The organism is Microbacterium sp. ARD31 (assembly GCF_031844425.1).
The window spans coordinates 73,114-98,346 of record NZ_JAUZVE010000004.1 but is presented as its reverse complement, the minus strand read 5'-3'; the positions used below and the strand labels follow the sequence as shown (position 1 = coordinate 98,346).

Annotated in this window: 21 protein-coding genes, 1 tRNA gene and 1 pseudogene; 21 read left to right on the top strand and 2 right to left on the bottom strand. The window is 70.4% G+C overall.

The genetic code is table 11. The features are described 5' to 3' along the window. The first annotated feature begins 11 nt into the window (after positions 1-11). The 19 genes and pseudogenes from rpoZ to pyk all read left to right on the top strand — a co-directional run. The gene (gene rpoZ, locus Q9S36_RS14055; RefSeq protein ID WP_276179910.1) at positions 12-266 is read left to right on the top strand and encodes a DNA-directed RNA polymerase subunit omega; all 255 of its coding nucleotides are present in this window, start codon (positions 12-14) and stop codon (positions 264-266) included. A gap of 113 nt (positions 267-379) precedes the next feature. Next, positions 380-1,573 carry a methionine adenosyltransferase gene (metK, locus tag Q9S36_RS14050; RefSeq protein WP_251449638.1) on the top strand — a complete coding sequence of 398 codons (1,194 nt, stop codon included), beginning with the start codon at positions 380-382 and terminating at the stop codon, positions 1,571-1,573. A gap of 1 nt (position 1,574) precedes the next feature. After that, positions 1,575-3,548, top strand: coding sequence for a primosomal protein N' (locus Q9S36_RS14045; RefSeq protein WP_311285647.1), 1,974 nt, complete (start codon positions 1,575-1,577; stop codon positions 3,546-3,548). Between the two features lie 8 nt (positions 3,549-3,556). Then, positions 3,557-4,480, top strand: a complete 924-nt coding sequence (gene fmt, locus Q9S36_RS14040; RefSeq protein WP_251449636.1) for a methionyl-tRNA formyltransferase — start codon at positions 3,557-3,559, stop codon at positions 4,478-4,480. 5 nt (positions 4,481-4,485) lie between these two features. Then, positions 4,486-5,847 (top strand): transcription antitermination factor NusB, encoded by a 1,362-nt coding sequence (locus tag Q9S36_RS14035; protein ID WP_311285646.1) that lies wholly within the window; start codon positions 4,486-4,488, stop codon positions 5,845-5,847. 48 nt (positions 5,848-5,895) lie between these two features. Then, positions 5,896-6,588, top strand: coding sequence for a ribulose-phosphate 3-epimerase (gene rpe, locus Q9S36_RS14030; RefSeq protein ID WP_311285645.1), 693 nt, complete (start codon positions 5,896-5,898; stop codon positions 6,586-6,588). 49 nt (positions 6,589-6,637) lie between these two features. Continuing rightward, positions 6,638-6,901: a phosphoribosyl-ATP diphosphatase gene (locus tag Q9S36_RS14025; RefSeq protein ID WP_251449634.1), complete on the top strand. Its 264-nt coding sequence runs from the start codon at positions 6,638-6,640 to the stop codon at positions 6,899-6,901. A 37-nt stretch (positions 6,902-6,938) separates the two neighbouring features. Further along, complete coding sequence (hisG, locus tag Q9S36_RS14020) at positions 6,939-7,781, top strand: ATP phosphoribosyltransferase (RefSeq protein ID WP_251449633.1); 843 nt, start codon at positions 6,939-6,941, stop codon at positions 7,779-7,781. Further along, positions 7,781-8,557 carry an imidazole glycerol phosphate synthase subunit HisF gene (gene hisF, locus Q9S36_RS14015; RefSeq protein ID WP_311285644.1) on the top strand — a complete coding sequence of 259 codons (777 nt, stop codon included), beginning with the start codon at positions 7,781-7,783 and terminating at the stop codon, positions 8,555-8,557. The genes hisG and hisF overlap by 1 nt, the downstream gene beginning before the upstream one ends. Then, positions 8,554-8,907 (top strand): phosphoribosyl-AMP cyclohydrolase, encoded by a 354-nt coding sequence (gene hisI / locus Q9S36_RS14010; protein ID WP_311285643.1) that lies wholly within the window; start codon positions 8,554-8,556, stop codon positions 8,905-8,907. Before hisF ends, hisI begins: the two co-directional genes overlap by 4 nt. Next, positions 8,904-9,509, top strand: a complete 606-nt coding sequence (locus tag Q9S36_RS14005; RefSeq protein WP_311285642.1) for a Trp biosynthesis-associated membrane protein — start codon at positions 8,904-8,906, stop codon at positions 9,507-9,509. The genes hisI and Q9S36_RS14005 overlap by 4 nt, the downstream gene beginning before the upstream one ends. A gap of 34 nt (positions 9,510-9,543) precedes the next feature. Beyond that, the gene (locus Q9S36_RS14000) at positions 9,544-9,774 is read left to right on the top strand and encodes a DUF6704 family protein (protein WP_251449629.1); all 231 of its coding nucleotides are present in this window, start codon (positions 9,544-9,546) and stop codon (positions 9,772-9,774) included. After that, positions 9,774-10,580, top strand: a complete 807-nt coding sequence (gene trpC, locus Q9S36_RS13995; RefSeq protein ID WP_311285641.1) for an indole-3-glycerol phosphate synthase TrpC — start codon at positions 9,774-9,776, stop codon at positions 10,578-10,580. Before Q9S36_RS14000 ends, trpC begins: the two co-directional genes overlap by 1 nt. Next, positions 10,577-11,839 (top strand): tryptophan synthase subunit beta, encoded by a 1,263-nt coding sequence (gene trpB, locus Q9S36_RS13990; protein WP_311285640.1) that lies wholly within the window; start codon positions 10,577-10,579, stop codon positions 11,837-11,839. Before trpC ends, trpB begins: the two co-directional genes overlap by 4 nt. Then, the gene (trpA, locus tag Q9S36_RS13985) at positions 11,836-12,630 is read left to right on the top strand and encodes a tryptophan synthase subunit alpha (RefSeq protein WP_251449626.1); all 795 of its coding nucleotides are present in this window, start codon (positions 11,836-11,838) and stop codon (positions 12,628-12,630) included. The genes trpB and trpA overlap by 4 nt, the downstream gene beginning before the upstream one ends. 53 nt (positions 12,631-12,683) lie before the next feature. Beyond that, complete coding sequence (lgt, locus tag Q9S36_RS13980; protein ID WP_311285639.1) at positions 12,684-13,667, top strand: prolipoprotein diacylglyceryl transferase; 984 nt, start codon at positions 12,684-12,686, stop codon at positions 13,665-13,667. 156 nt (positions 13,668-13,823) lie between these two features. Further along, positions 13,824-18,344 (top strand): glutamate synthase large subunit, encoded by a 4,521-nt coding sequence (gene gltB / locus Q9S36_RS13975; RefSeq protein ID WP_311285886.1) that lies wholly within the window; start codon positions 13,824-13,826, stop codon positions 18,342-18,344. After that, on the top strand, positions 18,337-19,803 hold the full coding sequence (locus tag Q9S36_RS13970) for a glutamate synthase subunit beta (RefSeq protein ID WP_311285638.1): 1,467 nt from the start codon (positions 18,337-18,339) through the stop codon (positions 19,801-19,803). Before gltB ends, Q9S36_RS13970 begins: the two co-directional genes overlap by 8 nt. Positions 19,804-19,853: 50 nt before the next feature. Next, positions 19,854-21,287: pseudogene (gene pyk, locus Q9S36_RS13965) on the top strand (pyruvate kinase); the annotation flags it as partial. 3 nt (positions 21,288-21,290) lie between these two features. On the opposite strand, the gene Q9S36_RS13960 reads toward pyk, so the two are convergent. Then, positions 21,291-21,373: transfer RNA gene (locus Q9S36_RS13960), tRNA-Leu, on the bottom strand. A gap of 36 nt (positions 21,374-21,409) precedes the next feature. Here Q9S36_RS13960 and Q9S36_RS13955 point away from each other — a divergent pair. Further along, positions 21,410-22,033 (top strand): ANTAR domain-containing response regulator, encoded by a 624-nt coding sequence (locus tag Q9S36_RS13955; protein WP_251449622.1) that lies wholly within the window; start codon positions 21,410-21,412, stop codon positions 22,031-22,033. 51 nt (positions 22,034-22,084) lie between these two features. On the opposite strand, the gene Q9S36_RS13950 is transcribed toward Q9S36_RS13955, so the two are convergent. Beyond that, positions 22,085-22,516, bottom strand: a complete 432-nt coding sequence (locus tag Q9S36_RS13950) for a hotdog fold thioesterase (protein ID WP_311285637.1) — start codon at positions 22,514-22,516, stop codon at positions 22,085-22,087. A 59-nt stretch (positions 22,517-22,575) separates the two neighbouring features. On the opposite strand from Q9S36_RS13950, the gene polA reads away from it, so the two are divergent. Further along, complete coding sequence (polA, locus tag Q9S36_RS13945; protein ID WP_311285636.1) at positions 22,576-25,215, top strand: DNA polymerase I; 2,640 nt, start codon at positions 22,576-22,578, stop codon at positions 25,213-25,215. Positions 25,216-25,233: the final 18 nt, after the last annotated feature.

The following is a 25,233-nucleotide window of genomic DNA, read 5'->3' as shown; positions in this document are numbered from 1 at the left end:
GAGGTTTCGCCATGGCCGGAACGAACCAGGGCATCATCGAGCCCCCCATCGACAGCCTTCTCGAGAAGGTCGACTCGAAGTACCAGCTGGTGATCTACGCCGCCAAGCGCGCCCGTCAGATCAACGACTACTACTCCGACCTCCACGAGGGAAACCTCTTCGATAACGTGGGTCCGCTCGTGGACTCCACCGTCGAGGACAAGCCCCTCACGATCGCCATGCACGAGATCCACGAGGACAAGCTGCGCCTGCGCAGCGCCGAGTGATCCCGCCGACACCGTCGGAGCCGTGACGCCGCAGGGCGCCGGGTCCGGCGGTGTCGCACGTTCGCGGCATACTCGTACCGATCTCCAACCCCCGCCACGACCCGGGAGCCTCGATGTCCGCACTTCGCCTCTTCACGTCCGAGTCCGTCACCGAAGGACACCCCGACAAGATCTGCGACCAGATCTCCGACAGCATCCTCGACGCACTGCTGCACGTCGACCGTGACAGCCGCGTCGCCGTCGAGACGCTGGTGACGACGGGACTCGTGCACGTGGCCGGCGAAGTGCGCACCGACGGCTACGTCGACATCGCGGGCATCGTCCGGGATGTCGTCAACCGCATCGGCTACACCTCCAGCGAGACCGGCTTCGACGGCGACTCGTGCGGCGTGAGCGTGTCGATCGGCGAGCAGTCCAGCGACATCGCCACCGGCGTGGACACCGCCATCGAGCACCGGGAGCAGGGGTCCGCGGATCCACTCGACGCCCTGGGTGCCGGCGACCAGGGGATCATGTTCGGCTACGCCACGAACGAGACCCCCCAGCTGATGCCCGTCGCGATCTGGACCGCTCATCGCATCGCCGAGCGCCTGGCCGGCGCGCGCCGGTCCGGCGCGCTGCCGTTCCTCCGCCCCGACGGCAAGACGCAGGTCACCGTCGGCTACGACGGCGTCGTGCCGCGCACGGTCGAGACCGTCGTGCTGTCCACCCAGCATCATCCCGACATCTCCATCGCGGCGCTCCGAGCGGCGGTCCAGGCAGAGGTGATCGACCCGGTGCTGGCCGAGACCGGACTGGACGTCGGCCACGTCGACCCCATCATCAATCCCGCCGGTCCCTTCGTGATCGGCGGGCCCAAGGGCGACGCCGGGCTGACCGGCCGGAAGATCATCATCGACACGTACGGGGGAGCCGCCCGTCACGGGGGAGGCGCCTTCAGCGGCAAGGATCCCTCGAAGGTCGACCGGTCAGCCGCCTATGCGATGCGCTGGGTCGCCAAGAACGCCGTCGCCGCCGGTCTCGCCGACCGACTCGAGGTGCAGGTGGCGTATGCGATCGGGCGCGCCCGTCCGGTCGGACTGTACGTCGAGACCTTCGGCACCGGCAGGGTGCCGGACGAGAAGATCACCCGCGCGATCCTCGACGTGTTCGATCTGCGTCCGCGGGCGATCATCGACGACCTCGACCTGCTGCGCCCGATCTACGCGCAGACCGCCGCCTACGGCCACTTCGGCCGCGACCTGGCCGACTTCACCTGGGAGCGCACCGACCGCGTCGACGACCTCCGCGCGGCCGCCGGGCTCTGACGTGTCGGCACGACGCGTCGCGCGCGTCCTGATCGACTCCCCACTGCCGCAGCTCGACCGTCTCTTCGATTACGCGGTGCCGGCCGAACTCACCGACGCGGCACGTGCGGGGGTCAGGGTCAAGGTGCCGCTGCGCACGGCCGGGCGGGTCGTCGAAGGCTGGATCGTCGACCTCGTCGACGACGACCCGGGGGATCGGCCGCTGTCGGATCTCGATGCTGTGGTGTCCGACGTCGTCGTCCTGCCCCCGAGCCTCTACGAGCTCGCCCGCCGGGTCGCCGACCGGGCAGCCGGCTCGGCCAGCGACATCCTGCGGCTGGCCATCCCCAAGCGCATGGTGCGAGCCGAGAAGGCCTTCCTCGCCGCCCCGGCGCCCGACCTGCCCGAGGTGGGGCCCGAGGCCCGCGCCTGGGCGGGCGGCGAGCTGTCGGCCTTCCCCGGGCTCGCCGACGCGCTCGCGTCCGGCCGTCGCATCGCCGTCGACGCTCCACCCGTCCCGGCGAAGGCCCCCGGGGGAGCGGACGTGGGCGCGTGGGCGCTGCTGGTCGCAGCGGCCGCCGTCGACACCCTCGCGCGAGGACGGAGCGCGATCATCGCCGTGCCCGACCACCGCGATCTCCTCCAGGTGGAGGCCGCTCTCGCCCCGCAGGTGCCCGCCGACGCGCTCGTGCGCGACGATGCCGGCCAGCCGTCCCCGGCCCGCTACGCGGCGTATCTGCGCACGCTGGCCGCGGCCCCCTGCATCGTGCTCGGCAACCGCTCGGCGGTCTACGCGCCCGCTCACGACTGCGGGCTGGTGGTCGTCTGGGACGACGGCGACCCGCTTCTCGACGAGCCGCTCAGCCCCGGCGTCCACGCCAGGGATGCGGCGCTGGTGCGGCAGGGGATGGAGGGGAGTGCCCTGCTGCTGGCGGGACACTCCCGCACCACCGATGTCGAACGGCTGGTCCTCCTCGGGTGGGTGGAGGACATCCCCGCGGCGCGCCGCGTGACGCCGCGGGTCGTGCTGAGCGCCACGCGCGAGGGCGAGACGCGGGGCCAGCGTGTGCCCTCGAGCGCCTACGCCGCGGCCCGGGAGGCCCTCGCGACCGGACCGGTGCTGTTCCAGGTCGCGCGGCCGGGATACGCGCCGGTCCTGGTGTGCGCGGAGTGCCGCCGCCCGTCACGCTGCGCGCACTGCGCCGGCCAGCTGCGCGCGGCCCGGCCGGGCGCGGCCCCGGAGTGCTCGTGGTGCGGCCGAACCGCGACCGGGTGGGCGTGCCCCCACTGCCGATCCACGCGCGTGCGCATGGCCTCCGCCGGCAGCGAGCGGACCGCGGACGAGCTCGGCCGCGCATTCCCCGGCATCCGGGTGATCGTCGCCGACGGCGATCATCCGGTCTCGCACGTCGACGAGCGGCCGGCGCTGGTCATCGCCACCCGCGGCGCCGAGCCCCTGGCGGCAGGCGGGTATCGCGCGGTCATCCTGCTGGACGGCGAACGGATGCTGATGGCCGAGGACCTCCGGATCGGAGAGTCGTGCCTGCGATGGTGGTCGGCAGCCGCCGCCCTGGCCGCCCGGGGGGCTCCCGTGCACCTGGTGGGGGTGGCCGGCCCCGTCGCCCGCGCGCTGGCCACCTGGACGCACGCCGCCTACGCGCGCGCGGAGCTGGCCGATCGCGCGGAGCTGAGGATGCCGCCGACCGTGCGGGTCGCCGTCGTCGAGGGCGCCCGAGCGGCGGTGGACACCGCCGTTGGGGCCCTTCGCCACGATGTCCCCGAACTCTCGGACGGCGATGTGCTGGGGCCGGTGGCCACCGACACCGGGATCCGGGCCGTCCTGCGATTCGACTACGCTGTGGGAGCACGCGTGACCCAGAGCCTGCGCGCCGCGGTCGTCTCGGACGCCCTGGCCGCACGGCGGGCGAAGGGTCGCCCGCCCGGCCCCCGCAATACACTCAGAGTGCGGGTCGACGTGCCCGATCTCGACGTGTGAGGAGCCACATGCGCCTCGTGTTCGCCGGGACGCCCCAAGCGGCCGTCCCCTCCCTCCGCCGCCTGGCGGCCTCGCCGCACGAGGTGGTCGCCGTGGTCAGTCGCCGGGACGCACCGCTCGGACGCAGACGGGTGCTGACCCCGTCGCCCGTCGCCACCACCGCCGCCGAACTCGGGATCCCGGTCATCAAGACCGACAGGCTCGACGCCGACGCCGCTGCGCGCATCGCCGCCACCACCCCGGATCTGGGGGTTATCGTGGCCTACGGCGGTCTCGTGCGCGAGCCCCTGCTGTCCGCGCCCGCATACGGCTGGATCAACCTCCACTTCTCCCTCCTGCCGCGCTGGCGCGGCGCCGCCCCGGTGCAGCACGCCCTGATCGCCGGAGACACCGAGACCGGCGCCAGTGTCTTCCAGCTCGTGCCCGAACTCGACGCCGGTGACGTCTTCGCCGAGAGCCGCGTTCCCATCCCCTCCGACGCGACGGCATCCGACCTCTTGGCCGATCTGGCCGTCCTCGGAGCGGACGTCCTCGCCGACGTCGTCGACGGCATCGCGGCCGGCACCGCCGTGGCCACGCCCCAGACGGGCGCGCCGACCCTCGCGCCCAAGCTCACACTCGAGGATGCCCGCATCCGCTGGCACGACACGAGCCATGCCGTGCTCGCCCGCGTGCGCGGCGTGACCCCCGAGCCCGGCGCCCACACCACCATCGACGGCGTCCGGCTCAAGATCGGCGCGGCGACGTCCGCGCCCGCCGACAGCCCGACCCTCGCGCCCGGCTCGATGGCCCTGCACGGCCGTGAGGTCCTCGTGGGAACAGGCACCGACCCGGTCGTGCTGCGCGCCGTCCAGCCCGCGGGCAAGGGCATGATGAACGCCGCCGACTGGTGGCGGGGCCTGCGCACGCCCGACCCGGTGGCCGGATCGTGAGTCGGGTGAGCCAGGCGCGCCGCGTCGCCTTCGACACCCTCCGCGCCGTGCACGAGTCGGACGCCTACGCGAACCTGCTGCTGCCGAAGGCCATCGAGCGGGCGGGTCTGTCGACCGCCGACGCAGGACTCGCGACCGAGCTCACCTACGGCACGCTCCGACGGCAGGGCACGTACGACGCGATCATCGGGATCGCCGCCGAGCGCAGCGTCCTCGAGATCGACCCGGAGGTGCTGGACGCCCTGCGCCTGGGAGTCCACCAGCTGCTGGCCACGCGTGTGGCCAGCCACGCGGCCGTCAACGAGTCCGTCGAGCTGGCGCGCACCGTGCTCGGCCGCGGACCCGCCGGCTTCGCCAACGCCGTCCTGCGGCGGATCGCCCGCGACACGCCGGGGGAGTGGATGACCCGCGTCGCCGAGACCGCCCGCTCGGACGACGAGCGCCTCGGCCTGGTCTACTCGCATCCCGTCTGGGTGGTGCGCGCCTTCCGTCGCGCACTGGCCGCCGAGGGGCGGGCAGACGAGCTCGAAGCGCTCCTGAGCGCCGACAACATCTCGCCGCGCGTGACGATGGCAGCCCTTCCCGGCCTGGCCGAGGTCCCGGCGGACGTCCGCCGCACGGCCTACTCGCCGCTGGGCTTCCGACTCGGCGGCGGCGACCCCGAGGCGACGGTGACCGCGTCCGAGGGTCGCGTGCGCGTTCAGGACGAAGGATCGCAGCTGGCCGCGCTCGCCCTCACCCGCTTCGCCCCGGTGCGCAGCGGCGAGCGGTGGCTCGATCTGTGCGCCGGCCCCGGCGGCAAGACGGCGGTGCTCGCCGCCGAGGCTCTCGCGCACGGCGCCCGCCTCGAGGCGAACGAGATCTCACCCGCCCGCGCGGGCCTGGTCCGGCAGGCGGTCGCCGGCATCCCCTCCGACATCCCGGTGTCGGAGCAGGACGGTCGGGTGCGGGCGGAAGCAGCCCCGGGCACCTACGACCGCATCCTCGTGGACGCGCCCTGCACGGGCCTGGGCGCCCTCCGGCGACGTCCGGAAGCGCGGTGGCGCAAGTCGCCCGCCGACGTCCCGGAGCTGTCGAGCCTGCAGACGGGGCTCCTCAGCGCCGCTCTCGGGGCGCTCGCGCCGGGTGGCGTCGTCGCCTACGTGACCTGTTCGCCGCACCTGGCAGAGACCGCGGCGGTCGTCGCGGAGGTCAGGCGGGAGTGGGGCGCAGCCGTGACCGAGCTGTCGGCGCGCGACGCCGTCGCCACCGCGAGCGTCGGCGAGCTCGACCTCCCGGCGCAGAAGGACGGATCCGGACGCGCGCAGCTGTGGCCGCACCGCCACGGCACCGACGCCATGTCGATCTCGCTGCTCCAGCGCGTGTGAGGTGCCTACCGGCCCGGGACGGATGCCGGGCTCGGCCATAATGGACGCGTGCAACATCGCGAAGAGACCCGGGACGACGGCATCCGCATCAACCCCAGCATCCTCGCCGCCGACTTCGTGAACATGCAGGCGGAACTCGCCCGCATCGCCGCAGCGGACTTCGTCCATGTCGATGTGATGGACAACCACTTCGTGCCGAACCTGACATTCGGACCCCAGATGGTCGAGCGGATACAGCAGACCAGCCCCGTTCCGCTGGACGTCCACCTGATGATCGACTCCCCGGACCGGTGGGCCCCGGAGTACGCCGAGCTCGGCGCCGCGTCGGTCACGTTCCACCTCGAGGCTGCGGCCGAGCCCGTCGCCCTCGCCCGTGCCCTTCGCGCGCGGGGAGCGCGCGCCGGCGTCGCCGTGAAGCCCGGGACGCCCGTCGAAGGACTCTTCGACGTGCTCAACGAGTTCGATCAGATCCTGGTCATGACGGTCGAACCCGGATTCGGGGGGCAGTCCTTCATGCCCGAGACGATGCCGAAGCTGCGCCTCCTGGCCGACGAAGCGCGTACCCGCGGCTCGTCGGTGTGGCTGCAGGTGGACGGGGGCATAGGAGAATCGACGATCGCGCAGGCGGCCGAGGCGGGCGCCGACACCTTCGTGGCCGGCTCCGCCGTCTTCGGCGCCGACGATCCCGAGTCGGCGATCTCGGGACTGCGCGCCGCCGCCGCACGCCACCACCGGCACTGACGGGCGTCACGCGGCGCGGGCGCGGCGCGCCGTTCGCTACCCTTGCAGGGTGAAGACGTTCGACGCACTGTTCGCGGAGCTCTCCGCCAAAGCGGCCGAGCGGCCCGAGGGATCGGGAACCGTCGCGCAGCTCGACGCCGGCGTCCACGCCATCGGCAAGAAGATCGTCGAAGAGGCCGCCGAGGTGTGGATGGCCGCCGAGTACGAATCCTCGGATGCCGCCGCCGAGGAGATCTCGCAGCTGCTCTACCACCTGCAGGTGCTCATGCTGGCCAAGGGCCTGAGCCTCGAGGATGTCTACCGACATCTCTGAGCCGCCTCCCGCCCGCCACGAACGAGAAAGCCGAACCATGCTGCGCATCGCCGTGCCCAACAAGGGATCACTCGCCGAAACCGCCTCCGACATGCTCTCCGAGGCCGGTTACACCGGACGCCGGGACCCCAAGGACCTGCACATCATCGACCCGGTCAACGAGGTCGAGTTCTTCTATCTGCGCCCGAAGGACATCGCCACCTACGTCGGCTCCGGCGCCCTCGACGTCGGCATCACGGGACGGGATCTGCTCCGCGACGCCCGCATGCCCGGTGCCCGCGAGATCGAGGCCTTGGGCTTCGCCGGGTCGACCTTCCGCTTCGCCGCCCCGCCCGGCCGCTTCCGCGAACTGACCGACCTCGACGGCGTCCGCATCGCCACGTCCTACCCCGGGCTGGTGGACTCCTTCCTGGACTCCCACGGCGTGGCCGTGGACCTCGTCCCCCTCGACGGCGCGGTGGAATCCGCGGTCCGCCTCGGCGTGGCCGACGCGATCGCCGACGTGGTCGAGACCGGCACCACCCTCCGTCAGGCCGGGCTCGAGGTCTTCGGGCCCGAGATCCTGAAGTCCGAGGCCGTGCTCATCGCCGGCCCGACCGACGCCGACGGCACCGAGACGCTGCTGCGCAGGCTCCGCGGTGTGATGGTCGCCCGGCGCTACGTCATGGTCGACTACGACCTGCCGGCATCCCTGGTCGACGAAGCGGTCGCGATCGCGGGGGGCATCGAGTCCCCGACCATCTCGCCGCTGCGCGACCCCGAGTGGGTCGCGGTGCGCGTCATGGTCGCCCGCAAGAGCGTCAACAAGGTGATGGACGACCTCTACGCCATCGGCGCCCGGGCGATCCTGGTGACCGCGATCCACAACGCGAGACTCTGATGAGCCTCGTCTGCCGGGTCATCCCGTGCCTCGACGTGGCCGCCGGTCGCGTGGTGAAGGGCGTCAATTTCGAGAACCTCCGCGATATGGGCGACCCGGTCGAACTGGCTCGCGAGTACTTCCGTCAGGGTGCCGACGAGCTCACGTTCCTCGACGTGACCGCGACCGTCGACGAGCGGGCGACCACCTACGACGTCGTCCGCCGCACGGCGGAAGAGGTCTTCATCCCGCTCACCGTCGGGGGAGGGGTGCGCACCACCGAGGACGTCGCGCGTCTCCTGGGCATGGGTGCGGACAAGATCGGGGTGAACTCGGCCGCCATCGCGCGCCCCGCCCTCCTCGACGAGATCGCGGACCGCTTCGGCGCGCAGGTGCTCGTGCTGTCGCTGGACGTCAAGCGATCGCCCGCGACGGACTCGGGGTTCGTCGTGACCACACACGGCGGTCGCACCGAGACGGCCCTGGATGCGCTGGCCTGGGCGCGCGAAGCCATCGAGCGGGGAGCAGGGGAACTGCTGGTGAACTCGATCGACGCCGACGGGACGAAGCAGGGTTTCGACCTGGAGCTCGTCTCCCTCATGCGCGAGGTCTCCAGCGTCCCCGTGATCGCCTCGGGAGGAGCCGGCAGCGCGGAGCATTTCGGTCCGGCGATCTCGGCGGGGGCGGACGCGGTCCTGGCCGCATCCGTCTTCCACTCCGGACAGCTCACCGTCGGCGACGTCAAGGCCGCGATGCGCGCCGACGGCATCGACGTGCGCGAGGTGGTGGCGGCGTGAGCGGCACCGTGCAGGAGCGCATCGAGCGCGTCGCGTTCAACGCCGACGGACTGGTCGCCGCCATCATCCAGCAGTGGGACAGCGGCGAGGTGCTCATGCTGGGTTGGATGGACGCCGAGGCCCTGCGGCGCACCCTCACCGAGGGACGCGTGACGTTCTGGTCGCGATCCCGGCGCGAGTACTGGCGCAAGGGCGACACCTCCGGCCACATCCAGCTGGTGCGCGGAGCGCGGCTCGACTGCGACGGAGATGCCGTGCTGATCACCGTCGACCAGGTCGGGGTCGCCTGCCACACCGGCACGCGCACGTGCTTCGACGCCGACGACCTCGACCCCGTCACCGCACCGTGAGGCGGCGCGCGCGCCTGATCGCCGTCCTGGTCATCCTGGCCGCGGCAGCCCTCGGCGTCATCTCGTCCACACAGGTGTGGCTCTCCGCCACACTGCGCGACGGCGCCTCCGAGCCGCTGCAGGTCGCCGGCGCCGACGCCGTGGCCCTGCTCACGCCGCTGAACCTCGCGGCTCTGGCACTGGGAGCGGCGCTGTCCATCGCGGGGCCGATCCTCCGCTACGCGTTCGGCGTCCTCTGCGCGCTCATCGGCGGCGCGCTGCTCGCCCTCGTCTGGCCCGTCGTCGTCGACCCGCCCGTGCAGTCGGTCGCCGCCGCCGTGACGGAGGCGACCGGCATCACCGGCATCGGCGCCGTCTCGGACCTCGTCTCCGACATCGCCGCCACGCCGTGGCCCGCGATCTCACTGGTCTGCGGGATGCTGCTCCTGGCGGCCGGCGCCTTCGTGCTCGCCACCGCGCATCACTGGGCCGCGAGCGATCGGCGGTACCGGACCGGCCCTGCGCCGCGCGACGCGAACGCCGCGTCGTCGCGCCCGCACGACGCCATCGACTCGTGGGACGACCTGTCCCGGGGCGAGGATCCCACCTCATCGACCCGCTAGACTTGCGGGGCCCGCGCACTTCCGGAGGACATCCATGAGCAACCCCATCGGCGATCCCGGCCACGGACACTCGCCCGCCGCCTGGACCGCTGTCGTGATCATGCTCGTCGCGATCACGATCGGCACGGTCGCGTTCTTCTTCTCTGTGGCCTGGCTCGTGTGGGCGTCCGCCGCCCTCGTCCTCGTCGGACTGATCGTCGGCTGGGCGATGGCCAAGGCCGGGTACGGCGTCGGCGGTTCGAAGTACCTGACGAAAGAGCACTGATGGTTCTCGCCGACCTCACGGCCGGCGCGGTACAGGACGCCGAGACGCGCGCATCCTCGAGGCCTCTGGCTGAGGTCGAGCGTGCCGCCGCCGCACAGGCTCCCGCGCGTGACGCCCTCTCCTCCCTCGCTCCCGCGGAGCGTGTGCGCATCATCGCCGAGGTCAAGCGCGCGAGCCCGTCCCGCGGCGACCTCGCCGCGATCCCCGATCCCGCCCTCCAGGCCCTGCTGTACCAGCAGGGGGGTGCGTCCGCGATCTCGGTCCTCACCGAGGGCCGCCGGTTCAAGGGCAGCCTCGCCGATCTCGAAGCCGTACGCGCCGCCGTCAGCGTCCCCGTCCTGCGCAAGGACTTCATCGCCACCGAGTACCAGGTGCTCGAGGCCCGCGCGGCGGGCGCCGATCTCGTGCTGCTGATCGTGGCGGCCCTCGACGATTCCGTGCTGACCCGACTGCACGCCCTCACCCTCGAGCTGGGAATGACCCCCCTGGTCGAGACGCACTCGGCCGACGAAGTCGACCGGGCCGCCGACGTCGGCGCCCGCCTCATCGGTGTCAACGCCCGCGACCTCTCGACCTTCGAGCTGGACCGCGACCTGTTCGGCCGGCTCGTCGAGCGGATCCCCGCCGATGCGGTGAAGATCGCGGAGTCCGCGGTTCTCACCCCCGCCGACGTCACCCACTACCGCCGAGCGGGCGCCGACGTCGTGCTGATCGGCGAAGCCCTGGTGACGGGCGACCCCGTCACCACCATGGCCGCGTTCCTCGAGGCGGGCGACACGCGCGGCGCACGTGAGGAGACGCTGTGAGCCTGCGAGAAGCACCCGGACCGTTCTTCGGAGACTTCGGCGGGCGGTACATGCCCGAGTCCCTCATCGCCGCGATCGACGAACTCACCGTCGAGTACGAGGCGGCCAAGGCGGACCCCGCCTTCCAGGCCGAGTTCACGCATCTGCTGCGCACCTACGCGGGTCGCCCCTCGATCATCACCGAGGTGCCCCGCTTCGCCGCCCACGCCGGAGGCGGCCGCGTCTTCCTCAAGCGCGAGGACCTCAACCACACCGGCTCGCACAAGATCAACAACGTGCTCGGCCAGGCGCTGCTCACCAAGCGCCTGGGCAAGACGCGCGTGATCGCCGAGACCGGCGCCGGCCAGCACGGCGTGGCCACCGCGACCGCAGCCGCACTGTTCGGTCTCGACTGCACGATCTACATGGGCGAGGTCGACACCGAGCGTCAGGCGCTCAACGTGGCCCGGATGCGCCTGCTCGGCGCGGAGGTCGTCCCCGTCACGACCGGATCCCGCACGCTGAAGGACGCCATCAACGACGCCTACCGCGACTGGGTCGCCAGCGTCGAGACCACCAACTACATCTTCGGGACCGCAGCCGGTCCGCATCCCTTCCCCGCCATGGTGCGGGACTTCCAGAAGGTCATCGGCGAGGAGGCCCGCGCTCAGCTGCTCGACGAGGTCGGCCGGCTGCCGGATGCCGTCTTCGCCTGCGTGGGCGGAGGATCCAACGCCATCGGCATGTTCGACGCCTTCCTCGACGACGCCGACGTGAAGCTCTACGGAGTGGAAGCCGCCGGCGACGGCGTCGACACCCCACGCCACGCCGCCTCGATCGGGCGAGGACGCGCCGGCGTGCTCCACGGAGCACGGACCTTCGTGTTGCAGGACGAGGACGGCCAGACCGTGGAGTCCCACTCCATCTCGGCGGGTCTGGACTACCCCGGCGTCGGCCCGGAGCACGCGTGGCTCGCCGCGATCGGTCGGGCGCAGTACATCCCGGCCACCGACACCGAAGCCATGGAGGCGCTGCGGCTGCTCTCGCGCACCGAGGGGATCATCCCCGCGATCGAGTCCGCCCACGCGCTGGCGGGGGCACTGCGGATCGGACGCGAGCTCGGCCCCGACGCGATCCTCGCGATCAACCTCTCGGGCCGCGGCGACAAGGACATGGACACCGCGGCGCGCTGGTTCGAGCTCTACGACGCCGAGGCGCTCCACGACGGCTCGCCGGTGGCGCCCGCGGACGAAGCCAAGGGCGAGGGGACGAAGCTGTGACCTCTCGCGTCGCCGCCGCCATCCAAGCCGCGCACGACGCCGGTCGCGGCGCCTTCGTCGGGTACCTGCCGCTCGGGTTCCCCGACCTGCAGACGAGCATCGACGCCGCCGTCGCCCTTGCCGAAGCCGGAGCGGACGTGCTCGAGCTCGGGCCGCCGTATTCCGATCCGGTCATGGACGGCACGGTCATCCAGGAGGCGACGCAGACGGCGCTCGCAGCGGGATTCAAGCTCCGTGACACCTTCACCGCGGTCCGCGAGATCACGCGGCGCGTGGACGTCCCGGTGCTCGTCATGACGTACTGGAACCCCGTCATGCAGTTCGGCGTCGACCGCTATGCCGACGAGCTCCTGGCCGCCGGCGGCGCGGGTCTGATCACTCCGGACATCACCCCGGATGCCGCGGAGGAGTGGATCGCCGCGAGCGAGCGCACGGGGCTGGACCGGGTGTTCCTTGCCGCTCCCACCTCGACGGACGAGCGGCTCGAGCTCATCGTCTCCCGCTCCACCGGCTTCGTCTACACCGTCTCGACCATGGGCATCACCGGTGAGCGGGCCGAGCTGGATGCTGCCGCGCGCACGCTGGTCGAGCGGCTTCGCGCGCACGGCGCCCAGCACGCGTGCGTCGGCATCGGCATCTCGACCCCGGGCCAGGTGTCGGGCGTACTCGAGTACGCCGACGGTGCGATCGTCGGAACCGCCCTCGTCCGGGCTCTCCGCGACGGCGGTGTGCCGGGTCTGTCGGCGACCGCGCGCGAGCTCGCCGCGGGCACGGCGACTCACGCGCTCTAGACTTCTCACGTCGGCCGACGCCGGCGATCCCGACTCCAAGGACCTCGACTGCCATGATCCACGCCGCGAACAGCTTCGCTCTCAGCGTCGTCTCCAGCATCCCGAGCCCCTCGGTGAGCTTCATCGACCTCGGCCCCCTGCGCATCCACTTCTACGCGCTGTGCATCATCGCCGGCATCATCGCCGCCGTCCTGCTGACCAATCACCGCCTCACCAGACGCGGTGCGGAGCCGTGGGTCGTCATCGACATCGCCCTCGTCGCGGTCCCCCTGGCGATCGTGGCGGCTCGGATCTACCACGTGCTCACCCACTGGGACTTCTACTTCGGACCCGGCGCGGATCCGCTGACCGCCCTGTACATCTGGGAGGGCGGCATCGCGATCTACGGCGCCCTGATCGGCGGGGCCGTCGGAGCCTGGCTCGGCTGCCGCTGGACCGGGATCCGCTTCTGGACCTTCGCGGACGCCCTGGCTCCCGGCATCCTGCTCGCCCAGGCCATCGGCAGGTTCGGCAACTGGTTCAACCAGGAGCTGTTCGGGCTTCCCACCGACCTGCCCTGGGGTCTCGAGATCGACAGCGACAACGCCGCCTTCCCGCCCGGCCTTGAAGCGGGGACCCTCTTCCACCCCACGTTCCTGTACGAGGTCGTCTGGAACGTCCTCGGCGTCGCGGTCCTGCTGTGGCTGGGACGCGGCACGCGCATGCAGTGGGGGCGCCTGTTCGGCGCCTACCTGGCGTGGTACAGCGCGGGCCGCATCGTGTGGGAGTCCATCCGCATCGATCCGAGCGAGATCATCCTCGGGCTGCGCACCAACGTGTGGGCGGCCATCCTCGGCGTCGTCATCGGCCTGGCCATCATCGTCATCCAGAAGCGCCGCCACCCGGGCTTCGAGCCGTCCCCGTACGTGCCGGGCCGCGAGTGGGCGCCCGAAGGTTCTGTACAATCGCAGAACACCGATGACTTCGTCGACGTCAGCGAACCGCAGACCGACGACGTCCCCGCGAGCACAGCCACAAGCTCTGTCGCCACGAAATAACGCATGCTCCCATGGCGGAGCACCCCGGGCCGACGTCGTCCCATCTTGAGCATCAACGTGAGGACGGTAGGTATGGCTTCTTCGAGCCCCCGTCACGGCGCCTCGTCCGAGGCGGCAAGCGCGCACCGACTGGACGCGTTCCCCCCCAAGCAGGGGATGTACAACCCCGACTTCGAGAAGGACGCCTGCGGTCTGGCCATGGTGGCGACCCTGCGCGGTCACGCCGGTCACGACATCATCGACCTGGCCCTGACCGCGCTGCGCAACCTCGAGCACCGCGGAGCCATCGGGTCGGATGCCGGAACCGGCGACGGCGCAGGCATCCTCACGCAGATGCCCGACGAGTTCCTGCGATCCGTCGTCGACTTCGACCTGCCCCCGATGGGGGAGTACGCCGCCGGCATGATCTTCCTGCCCCGCGGCGAAGAGGAGCGCGCTGCACAGAAGGCCGGCATCGAGCGCCTCGCCGCGAGCGAGAACCTCGAGGTGCTCGGCTGGCGCGAAGTGCCGACGTCCGACGAGAATCTCGGCCGGCTCGCGTTCGACGCTCGACCGGCGTTCGAGCAGCTGTTCGTCTCTCGGCCGGCGGTGGGGGACGCCCCCGCCCTGTCGGGGCTCGCCCTCGATCGCCGCACGTTCCGGCTGCGCAAGCGTGCGCGCACCGAGCTCAACGCGTACTTCGTGTCGCTGTCCTCGCGCACCCTGGGCTACAAGGGCATGGTCACCACGCTCCAGCTGGAGCCGTTCTACCCCGATCTTCAGGACGAGCGGTTCGCCTCGGAGCTCGCGGTCGTCCACTCGCGCTACTCCACCAACACCTTCCCGTCGTGGCCGCTCGCGCAGCCCTTGCGGATGCTCGCCCACAACGGCGAGATCAACACCGTCAACGGCAACCGCAACTGGATGCGGGCGCGGCAGTCGCAGCTCGAGTCCGAGCTGCTCGGCGAGATCGAGCCGCTCCTGCCCATCTGCACACCGGGGGCGAGTGACTCGGCGTCGTTCGACGAGGTGCTGGAACTGCTCACCCTCACCGGCAGGAGCCTTCCGCACGCGATCATGATGATGGTTCCCGAGGCCTACGAGAAGCAGGCCGACATGGATCCCGACCTGCGCGCGTTCTACGAGTACCACTCGGGACAGATGGAGCCGTGGGACGGGCCGGCCGCCCTGATCTTCACCGACGGCACCCTCGTCGGTGCGACCCTCGACCGCAACGGACTGCGTCCTGGCCGCTGGACCGAGACCACCGACGGTCTCATCGTGATCGGCAGCGAGACCGGCGTTCTCGACTTCGAGCCCGCCCGGATCAAGCGTCGTGGCCGGCTGCGCCCGGGCCGGATGTTCCTCGTCGACACCGCACAGCGCCGCATCGTCGAGGACGAGGAGATCAAGCGCGAGCTGGCCACCCTCGAGCCCTGGCAGGAGTGGCTGGATGCCGGTCGCGTCAAGCTCGCCGACCTTCCCGAGCGCGAGCACATCGTCCACCCGATCGCCTCGATCACGCGCCGTCAGCGCACCTTCGGGTACACCGAGGAGGAAGTCAGGATCCTCCTGACCCCCATGGGCCAGAACGGTGCCGAGCCGCTCGGGGCGATGGGCAGCGACACGCCGGTCGCCGTCCTCAGCGATCGTCCACGGCTGCTCTTCGACTACTTCACCCAGCAGTTCGCACAGGTCACCAACCCGCCGCTGGACTCCATCCGCGAAGAGGTCGTCACCTCGCTCTCGCTGGGTCTCGGCCCCGAGCGGAACCTGCTGACGTGGGGACCCGACCACGCCAGGACGGTCACCCTCGACTTCCCCGTCATCGACAACGACGAGCTTGCCAAGATCCAGCACATCGACACGGCCCTGCCCGGGCGGAGTTCGGTCACGATCCGCGGGCTGTACCGCGTCGAAGCCGGACACAAGGGCATGCGCAAGCGGCTCGAGCAGATGTGCGTGGAGGTCGATCACGCGATCGAGGACGGCGCGGAGTTCATCGTCCTGAGCGACCGCGACTCGAACAAGGACCTGGCACCGATCCCGTCGCTGCTCATGCTCGCGGCCGTGCACCACCACCTCATCCGCAAGCAGACCCGGATGAAGGTCGGGCTCGTCGTCGAAGCGGGAGACGTGCGGGAGGTCCACCACGTCGCGACGCTGATCGGCTACGGTGCGTCAGCGGTCAACCCCTACCTGGCCATGGAGACGGTGGAATACCTCGTCCGCGCCGGGTACATCAACGGCGTCACCCCCGAGAAGGCCGTCAAGAACCTGATCTACGCCCTCGGCAAGGGTGTGCTGAAGATCATGTCGAAGATGGGCATCTCGACGGTGTCGTCGTACGCGGGTGCTCAGGTGTTCGAGGCGATCGGCCTCTCGCACGAGTTCGTCGACGCCTTCTTCACGGGGACCGAGACGAAGCTCGGGGGAGTGGGGCTCGACGTCATCGCCGCCGAGAACGCCGCTCGCCACGCGTACGCATACCCCGAAGACGCCGCCGTACGGGCCCACGAGCGGTTGTGGACCGGCGGCGAGTACCAGTGGCGACGCGACGGATCGCCTCACCTGTTCAACCCCGAGACCGTGTTCCGTCTGCAGCACTCCACGCGGACACGTCGCTACGACATCTTCCGCGAGTACACCAAGCTCGTCGACGACCAGGCGCATGAGCTGAAGACGCTGCGCGGACTGTTCCGGCTGAAGACCGAACAGCGCACGCCCGTTCCCCTCGATGAGGTGGAGCCGGTCTCGGCGATCGTCAAGCGCTTCTCCACCGGCGCGATGAGCTACGGCTCCATCTCGCAGGAGGCGCACGAGACGCTCGCGGTGGCGATGAACCGCATCGGCGGCAAGTCCAACACCGGCGAGGGCGGCGAGGACGTCGACCGACTCCTCGACCCGGAGCGCCGCAGCGCCATCAAGCAGGTGGCCTCCGGCCGGTTCGGCGTCACGAGCCTCTACCTGACGGAGTCCGACGACATCCAGATCAAACTCGCCCAGGGCGCCAAGCCCGGCGAGGGCGGACAGCTGCCGCCGACGAAGGTGTACCCGTGGGTCGCCCGCACGCGTCATGCGACGGCCGGCGTGGGTCTCATCTCCCCGCCCCCGCATCACGACATCTACTCGATCGAAGACCTCAAGCAGCTCATCTTCGATCTCAAGCGCGCCAACCCGGGCGCACGCGTGCACGTCAAGCTCGTGAGCCAGTCGGGGATCGGCGCCGTCGCGGCAGGCACCGCCAAGGCGCTGGCCGATGTCATCCTCGTCTCGGGGCAGGACGGCGGCACGGGCGCGAGCCCTCTGAATTCCCTCAAGCACGCCGGCACCCCGTGGGAGCTGGGACTCGCCGAGACGCAGCAGACCCTCATGCTCAACGGCATGCGGGACCGCGTCGTGGTGCAGGTCGACGGTCAGCTCAAGACCGGGCGCGACGTGATCGTCGGCGCACTGCTGGGTGCCGAGGAGTTCGGCTTCGCCACGGCGCCGCTCGTGGTCTCGGGCTGCATCATGATGCGCGTGTGCCACCTCGACACCTGCCCGGTGGGCGTCGCCACGCAGAACCCCGCGCTGCGCGCCCGGTTCACGGGCAAACCCGAGTTCGTCGTGAACTTCATGGAGTTCATCGCCGAAGAGGTGCGCGAGTATCTCGCGGAGCTCGGCTTCCGCACGCTCGATGAGGCGATCGGCCACACCGAGCTGCTCGATGTCGACGGTGCCATCCACCACTGGAAGGCGAGCGGGCTGGACCTGGCCCCCGTCATCGGCGGGCCCGTGTTCGCCGAAGACGAGCCGCGAAGGAACTTCCGCCCGCAGGACCACGAGCTCGACGAGCATTTCGACGTCGCGCTGATCGAGCGGGCCCAGGATGTCATCGCCCACGGTGGCCACGTCCGCATCGGCCTGCCGATCCGCAACACCGCCCGCGCGGTCGGGACCATGCTCGGTCACCACGTCACGCGCGCTCACGGCGCCAACGGCCTGCCGACCGGATCGATCGAGATCGACCTCACCGGATCTGCGGGGCAGTCGTTCGGGGCGTTCCTCCCAGCCGGCATCACCCTGCGACTCGAGGGCGACTCCAACGACTACGTGGGCAAGGGCCTGTCCGGCGGCCAGATCGTCGTGCGTCCGCCGCGCGGGGCCACCTTCGATGCGTCGCAGAACGTCATCGCGGGCAACGTCATCGGCTACGGCGCGACGCAGGGCACGATGTTCCTGCGCGGCGTGGTGGGCGAACGGTTCTTCGTCCGCAACTCCGGAGCGACCGCCGTCGTCGAAGGCGTCGGCGACCACGCGCTCGAGTACATGACGGGCGGCCTCGCCGTCATCCTCGGCGACACCGGCCGCAACCTCGGGGCCGGCATGTCGGGCGGAACCGCCTACGTCTACGGCCTCCAGCGCGAACTGGTCAACCGCGAGGCGCTCGCGGCGGGCGAACTGGAGCTCGGGGAACTGGGGTCCGGCGATGCCGAGATCCTGCGCGACCTGTTGGTGCAGCACGTCGCCGAGACCGGGTCGACGCTCGCGCAGGCGATGCTCGACGACTTCGACAACGAGCTCGGCCGGTTCGTGCGGGTGCTCCCGCGCGATTACGCGGCCGTGCTGCAGACCCGCCAGGCGGCGGTTGCCGAGGGGCTCGACCCCGACGGCGACGTCGTCTGGGGACGCATTCTGGAGGTGACGGGTGGCTGACCCGAAGGGCTTTCTGAAAGTCACCGAGCGGGAGCTCCCGCCCCGCCGGCCCGTTCCGGTCCGCATCATGGACTGGAAGGAAGTGTACGAGAACGCCGATTCCGCCGTCATCCGCCGACAGGCGGGGCGGTGCATGGACTGCGGCATCCCGTTCTGTCATCAGGGCTGCCCCCTGGGCAATCTGATCCCGGAGTGGAACGACCTCACGTGGCGCGGCGAGGGGCGCTCGGCCATCGAGCGCCTGCACGCCACCAACAACTTCCCCGAGTTCACGGGCCGCCTGTGCCCGGCCCCCTGCGAGAGCGCGTGCGTGCTGGGCATCAACCAGCCCGCCGTGACGATCAAGCAGATCGAGGTCTCGACGATCGACGAGGCCTTCGCGAACGGGTGGGTGGAAGCGGAGCCTCCGGGCCGCCTCACCGGCAAGACGGTCGCCGTCGTCGGTTCCGGACCGGCGGGTCTGGCCGCAGCCCAGCAGCTGACCCGCGCGGGTCACACCGTCGCGGTCTTCGAGCGCGACGACCGGATCGGCGGACTCCTGCGCTACGGCATCCCCGATTTCAAGATGGAGAAGCGCCACCTCGAATCGCGCCTGCGGCAGATGCAGGACGAGGGCACGCGCTTCCGAGCGGGCGTCGAGATCGGCAAGGACATCTCGTGGGCGGACCTGCGGGCCCGCTATGACGCCGTGGTCATCGCGACCGGCGCGACGATCCCCCGAGACCTCCCCATCCCGGGACGCGACCTCGCCGGCGTGCACTTCGCCATGGAGTACCTCGTCGAGTCCAACCGTGCGGTCGCAGGAGACAGCGTGCCGAACCAGATCAGCGCCGAGGGCAAGCACGTCGTGGTCATCGGCGGCGGCGACACCGGCGCGGACTGCATCGGGACGGCGCACCGCCACGGCGCCCTGAGCGTCACCAACCTCGCGATCGGCAAGCAGCCGCCGTCCGAGCGCCCCGACCACCAGCCGTGGCCGATGGCCCCGACCGTGTTCGAGGTCTCGTCGGCCCACGAGGAAGGCGGGGAGCGCAGCTACCTCGCCTCGACCGTGGAGTTCCTGAGCAACGACGCCGGCGAGGTGCGCGCGCTGCGCGTGGCCGAGACCGAGTTCGTCGACGGCCGTCGTGTGCCCAAGAGCGGCACGGAGCGCGACATCCCCGCCGACCTGGTGCTCATCGCGATGGGCTTCACCGGGCCCGAGCGCGCCGGACTCGAGGAGCAGCTGGGCGCCCAGTTCACCGACCGGGGCATCCTGCGCCGCGACGACGAGTATCAGGCGACCGCTTCGGGTGTGTTCGTGGCCGGCGACGCGGGGCGCGGTCAGTCGCTCATCGTGTGGGCCATCGCCGAGGGACGTGCCGCCGCAGCGCGCGTCGACGAGTTCCTCATGGGCGAGACGGAACTGCCCGCCCCGGTCCGCCCGACCGATGTCGCCATCGGTCTGCAGCACGCGTAGGCTGTCCACGGCCTTCGGCCATCCGAATACCCCACCGGAGAAAGCACGGAATGAGACGCGCCAAGATCGTCGCCACCCTGGGCCCCGCGACTTCGACGTATGAGATGGTGCGAGCCATCATCGACGCCGGAGTGGATGTCGCCCGCTTCAACCTCAGCCACGGGGACTACTCGGTCCACGAGAACAACTTCGCCAACGTCCGCAAGGCGGCAGATGACGCCGGACGCGCCGTGGCGGTGCTCGTGGACCTGCAGGGTCCGAAGATCCGCCTCGGCCGCTTCGCCGACGGACCCCACGAGCTCGCCGAGGGCGACATCTTCAAGATCACCGTCGAGGACATCCCCGGCACCAAGGAGATCTGCTCGACCACGTTCAAGGGACTGCCGCAGGACGTCAAGCCCGGCGACACCCTCCTGATCGACGACGGCAAGGTCCGTGTCGAGGTCGTGGAATCCGACGGAACGGTCGTGACCACGAAGGTCATCGTCGGCGGTCCGGTCTCCAACAACAAGGGGATCAACCTTCCCGGCGTCGCCGTGAACGTCCCCGCTCTGTCGGAGAAGGACGAAGCGGATCTGCGCTGGGGCCTCCAGGCGGGTGCGGACCTCATCGCGCTCTCGTTCGTCCGGAGCGCGAAGGACGTGCAGCGGGTGCACGTCATCATGGCCGAGGAGGGACGTCACGTCCCGGTGATCGCCAAGATCGAGAAGCCGCAGGCGGTCGACAACCTCGAAGAGATCATCGACGCGTTCGACGGCATCATGGTCGCCCGCGGCGACCTCGGCGTCGAGCTGCCCCTCGAAGCGGTGCCGATCGTGCAGAAGCGCGCGGTGGAGCTCTGCCGGCGCATGGCCAAGCCCGTCATCGTCGCGACGCAGATGCTCGAGTCGATGATCAACAGTCCGGTGCCCACCCGCGCCGAGACCAGCGACGTCGCCAACGCCGTCCTCGACGGCGCCGACGCGGTCATGCTGTCCGGCGAGACGAGCGTGGGGGAGTACCCCGTCATCGTCGTCGAGACCATGGCGCGCATCATCGAGTCCACCGAAGAGCACGGTCTCGAGCGCATCGCCCCGCTCACCACCAAGCCGCGCACGCAGGGTGGCGCGATCACCCTCGCCGCGATGGAGGTGGCGGAGTTCGTCGAGGCCAAGTACCTCTGCATCTTCACCGAGTCCGGCGACACCGCCCGCCGGATGTCGCGGCTGCGTCCGCACATCCCGATGATCGGCTTCGCACCGGAGCCCGCTATCCGTCGCCGCATGGCGGTGACCTGGGGCGTGCAGTCGACGCTCGTCGAGCACGTCGCGCACACCGATCTGATGTTCATCCAGGTGGACGACTACCTGCTGTCGAACGACCTGGCCAAGGTGGGCGACAAGGTCGTCGTGATCTCGGGTTCCCCTCCAGGAATCATCGGCTCGACTAACGACATCCGCATCCACAAGGTCGGAGACGCGGTACACGGCAAGGCGCCGCTCTGGTCGTACCGGTGGTGGGAGTCGAACCCACACGCCCTTTCGGGCAACCGAGTTTGAGTCGGTCGCGTCTGCCATTCCGCCACACCGGCCGGGCACGTCCGCGATTGACCATACCGTAGGATTCAATGGTGACCGAGCAAGAGCAGAACGTCCCCGCAGCCCCTTCGACACCTCGTCGCGTCGTCGTTGCAGAGGACGAGTCGCTGATCCGCCTCGACATCGTCGAGATCCTCCGCGACAACGGCTTCGACGTCGTCGGAGAAGCCGGCGACGGCGAGACCGCGGTCCAGCTGGCCACCGAGCTGCGTCCGGACCTCGTCATCATGGACGTCAAGATGCCCCAGCTCGACGGCATCTCGGCGGCCGAGAAGCTCAGCAAGAACCACGTCGCACCGGTCGTGCTGCTCACCGCCTTCAGCCAGAAGGAGCTCGTCGAGCGGGCGAGCGAGGCAGGGGCCCTGGCCTACGTGGTCAAGCCCTTCACCCCCAACGACCTGCTGCCGGCGATCGAGATCGCCCTGGCCCGCTACGAGCAGATCATCACCCTCGAGGCCGAGGTCGCCGACATGGTCGAGCGGTTCGAGACCCGCAAGCTCGTGGACCGTGCCAAGGGCCTCCTCAACGAGAAGATGGGCTTGAGCGAGCCCGAGGCCTTCCGCTGGATCCAGAAGGCGTCGATGGATCGCCGTCTCACCATGCAGGACGTCGCCAAGGCCATCATCGAACAGCTCGCGCCCAAGAAGGGCTGACACCCGAGCGTCGACGATGAGCGGATGCCGGAACCTCCGGCATCCGCTCTGTCATTCCCGGGGCATGACGCGAATGTGGTTGGTGATGCGGATGGTCGAGCAGCGCCTGCCCTGATCGTCGGTCACGACGATCTCGTGCACGGTGATGGTGCGGCCGAGGTGCACCGGCGTGCACACCCCGGTCACCACACCCGACGTCGCCGAGCGCGTGTGCGTCGCGTTGATGTCGACTCCGACCGCGAGTCGCCCGGGACCCGCGTGCAGGTTCGCCGCCATCGAGCCGAGGGACTCGCCGAGGACGACGTACGCACCACCGTGCATGAGGCCGACCGGCTGGGTGTTCCCCTCGACCGGCATGGTCGCGACGCACCGCTCCACCGAGAACTCGGTGAACGCCATCCCCATCCGCTCGGCAAGCGCACCCATGCCGCGGCGCGATGCCCACTCCAGACCGTCGGCGTCGGCGGGTGGGTTCTCGGGCATGGCGCACCTTCGGGATCGACCGGGACAGGGCTGTCGAAGGCCCCGACTAGGCTGTCGGGGTGACGGACTCCGCAAAGCCTACCCTCCTCGTCGTCGACGGCCACTCGCTCGCGTACCGGGCTTTCTACGCTCTCCCCGTCGACAACTTCTCGACGAAGGACGGCCAGCACACCAACGGCATCTACGGGTTCCTGGCCATGCTCGTCAACCTCATCAAGGCCGAGAAGCCGACCCACATGGCGGTCGCGTTCGACACGTCGCGGCAGTCTTTCCGCACCCGCGAGTACAGCGAGTACAAGGCCAACCGCTCCGAGACGCCGTCGGAGTTCAAGGGGCAGATCCCGCTGCTGCAGGACTGTCTGGCCGCCATGAGCATCCCCGTGCTGCAGAAGGAGGACATCGAGGCCGACGACATCCTCGCCACCCTCGCCACCCAGGCTGCCGAGCAGGGGTTCCGGGTCCTCGTCTGCTCGGGCGACCGCGACACCATCCAGCTCGTCACCGACGACGTCACGCTGCTCTACCCGAACGTGCAGGGTGTGTCGCAGCTCAAGCGGTACGACCCCGCGGCGGTCCTCGAGAAGTACGGTCTGCCGCCCGCGCAGTACCCCGACATCGCCGCTCTCGTGGGCGAGACCAGCGACAACCTGCCCGGCGTGCCCAAGGTGGGCGAGAAGACGGCGGTGAAGTGGCTGACGCAGTTCGGGTCCCTCGACGAGCTGCTGTCGCGCTCCGACGAGATCAAGGGCGTCGTCGGGGGAAACCTCCGCGAACACCTCGACGATGTCCGCCGCAACCGAGCGCTCAACCGCTTGCTGACCGACGTGGAGCTGCCCGTCGGACCGGCCGACCTGCTGGTGCGCCCGATCGACGCGCAGGCCGTGCGCGAGATCTTCGCCCGGCTGGAGTTCCGCACGCTGCTGCCGCGCGTGTTCGAGGCCGCCGGGGTCGACGAGGCGATGGCGCCCTCCACCGCGGGTCCGGCGAAGCCGATGCCGGCGCCGGCCCAGGTGACTCCCGCGGAGCTCGCGACCTGGGTGGAGTCCGCCGACGGCGAGGTCGCGATCAGCCTCGTCGTCGAGGGCGGCGCTCCCCGGCGCATCGGCGTCGCCACTCTGGATGCCGCGGCCGAGGCGGACTGGAGCGACGAGGTGTCCGCGGCGCTCGGATCCTGGCTGGCGGGTCCGGCCCCGAAGATCCTCAGCGATGCCAAGAACCAGGTGAAGGCGCTTCGCCGAGTGGGCCTTCCGATCGGAGGGCTCGCGTTCGACCCCATCCTGGCGGGGTGGCTGCTGCGGCCGAGCTTCCCCGACAGAACGCTGGCCGATCTCGTGGATCGGTATCTCGACGAGAAGCTCCCCGAGGCGGATCCGACGCAGCTCGTGCCCGAGACCGAGGGCGCGACACCGGGACAGCTCGCCTGGTTCGCACTCCGCGTGACCGAGGCGCTGCGCGCAGAACTCCCCGACGCGGTCGCCGTCGTCCTGCGCGAGATCGAGCTGCCGACCCTCATGGCGCTGGCCGACATGGAGCTGGCGGGAGTCGCCGTCTCGCACGGGAAGCTCTCGGCGTTCTCGGCCGATCTCGCGGAGCGCGCCGACGGGATCGCGCAGCGCGCCTTCGCGGCCATCGGCCGCGAAGTGAACCTCGGCTCCCCGAAGCAGCTCCAGGAGGTGCTGTTCGGAGAGCTGCAGCTGCCGAAGACGCGCAAGACCAAGACCGGGTATTCCACGGATGCCGCCGTCCTCGCCGACCTCCAGGAGACCGCACCCCACCCCTTCCTCGATCTGCTGCTACAGCATCGCGAGGCGACCAAGCTCCGGCAGATCATCGAGTCGCTCGACACATCGATCCGCGACGACGGCCGCATCCACACCACCTACGTCCAGACCGGAAGCCAGACCGGACGTCTGTCGAGCACGGATCCCAACCTGCAGAACATCCCGGTGCGGACGGAGGAGAGCCGTCGGATCCGCGCGGCCTTCGAAGTCGGCGCGGGCTACGAGACGCTGCTGACCGCCGACTACTCCCAGATCGAGATGCGCATCATGGCGCACCTGTCCGAGGATCCGGGACTCATCGAGGCCTTCAACTCCGGCGAGGACCTGCACCGGTTCGTCGGCGCACGTGTCTTCGGCGTCGCCCCCGAGGACGTCACCGCCGCCATGCGCACGAAGGTCAAGGCGATGTCTTACGGGCTGGTCTACGGTCTGTCGGCGTTCGGCCTGTCCAAGCAGCTGCGCATCGATCAGTCCGAGGCCAAGCAGCTCATGATGGAGTACTTCGCGCGCTTCGGCGCGGTGAGGGACTACTTGCGCTCCTCGGTCGAGCAGGCGCGCATCGACGGGTACACCGAGACCATCTTCGGACGCCGCCGGCCGTTCCCGGACCTCGCGAGCCCCAACCGGGTTCTGCGCGAGAACGCAGAGCGCGCCGCGCTCAACGCACCCATCCAGGGCAGCGCCGCCGACATCATGAAGATCGCGCTCGTGCACATCCACGACGACTTCGCCGCCCAGGGCCTGGCGTCCCGCGTGCTCATGCAGATCCACGACGAACTGGTCGTCGAGGTCGCCCCGGGGGAGTGGGACGCCGCCGAGCAGGTCGTCCGGGATCGGATGGGAGATGCCGCGGCGCTGTCGGTTCCGCTCGACGTGCAGATCGGGCGCGGTGGCGACTGGAACGAGGCAGGACACTGATTCCGGACCGGTCCCGCA

What these genes read in the sequence shown, in the direction of transcription:
- rpoZ (WP_276179910.1), top strand. Translation starts at nt 12, where the DNA reads ATGGCCGGAACGAACCAGGGCATCATCGAGCCCCCCATCGACAGCCTT.
- metK (WP_251449638.1), top strand. Translation starts at nt 380, where the DNA reads ATGTCCGCACTTCGCCTCTTCACGTCCGAGTCCGTCACCGAAGGACAC.
- Q9S36_RS13950 (WP_311285637.1), bottom strand. Translation starts at nt 22,516, where the DNA reads ATGCCCGAGAACCCACCCGCCGACGCCGACGGTCTGGAGTGGGCATCG.
- hisF (WP_311285644.1), top strand. Translation starts at nt 7,781, where the DNA reads ATGAGCCTCGTCTGCCGGGTCATCCCGTGCCTCGACGTGGCCGCCGGT.
- lgt (WP_311285639.1), top strand. Translation starts at nt 12,684, where the DNA reads ATGATCCACGCCGCGAACAGCTTCGCTCTCAGCGTCGTCTCCAGCATC.
- gltB (WP_311285886.1), top strand. Translation starts at nt 13,824, where the DNA reads ATGTACAACCCCGACTTCGAGAAGGACGCCTGCGGTCTGGCCATGGTG.
- hisG (WP_251449633.1), top strand. Translation starts at nt 6,939, where the DNA reads ATGCTGCGCATCGCCGTGCCCAACAAGGGATCACTCGCCGAAACCGCC.
- Q9S36_RS13955 (WP_251449622.1), top strand. Translation starts at nt 21,410, where the DNA reads ATGGTGACCGAGCAAGAGCAGAACGTCCCCGCAGCCCCTTCGACACCT.
- Q9S36_RS14000 (WP_251449629.1), top strand. Translation starts at nt 9,544, where the DNA reads ATGAGCAACCCCATCGGCGATCCCGGCCACGGACACTCGCCCGCCGCC.
- fmt (WP_251449636.1), top strand. Translation starts at nt 3,557, where the DNA reads ATGCGCCTCGTGTTCGCCGGGACGCCCCAAGCGGCCGTCCCCTCCCTC.
- trpC (WP_311285641.1), top strand. Translation starts at nt 9,774, where the DNA reads ATGGTTCTCGCCGACCTCACGGCCGGCGCGGTACAGGACGCCGAGACG.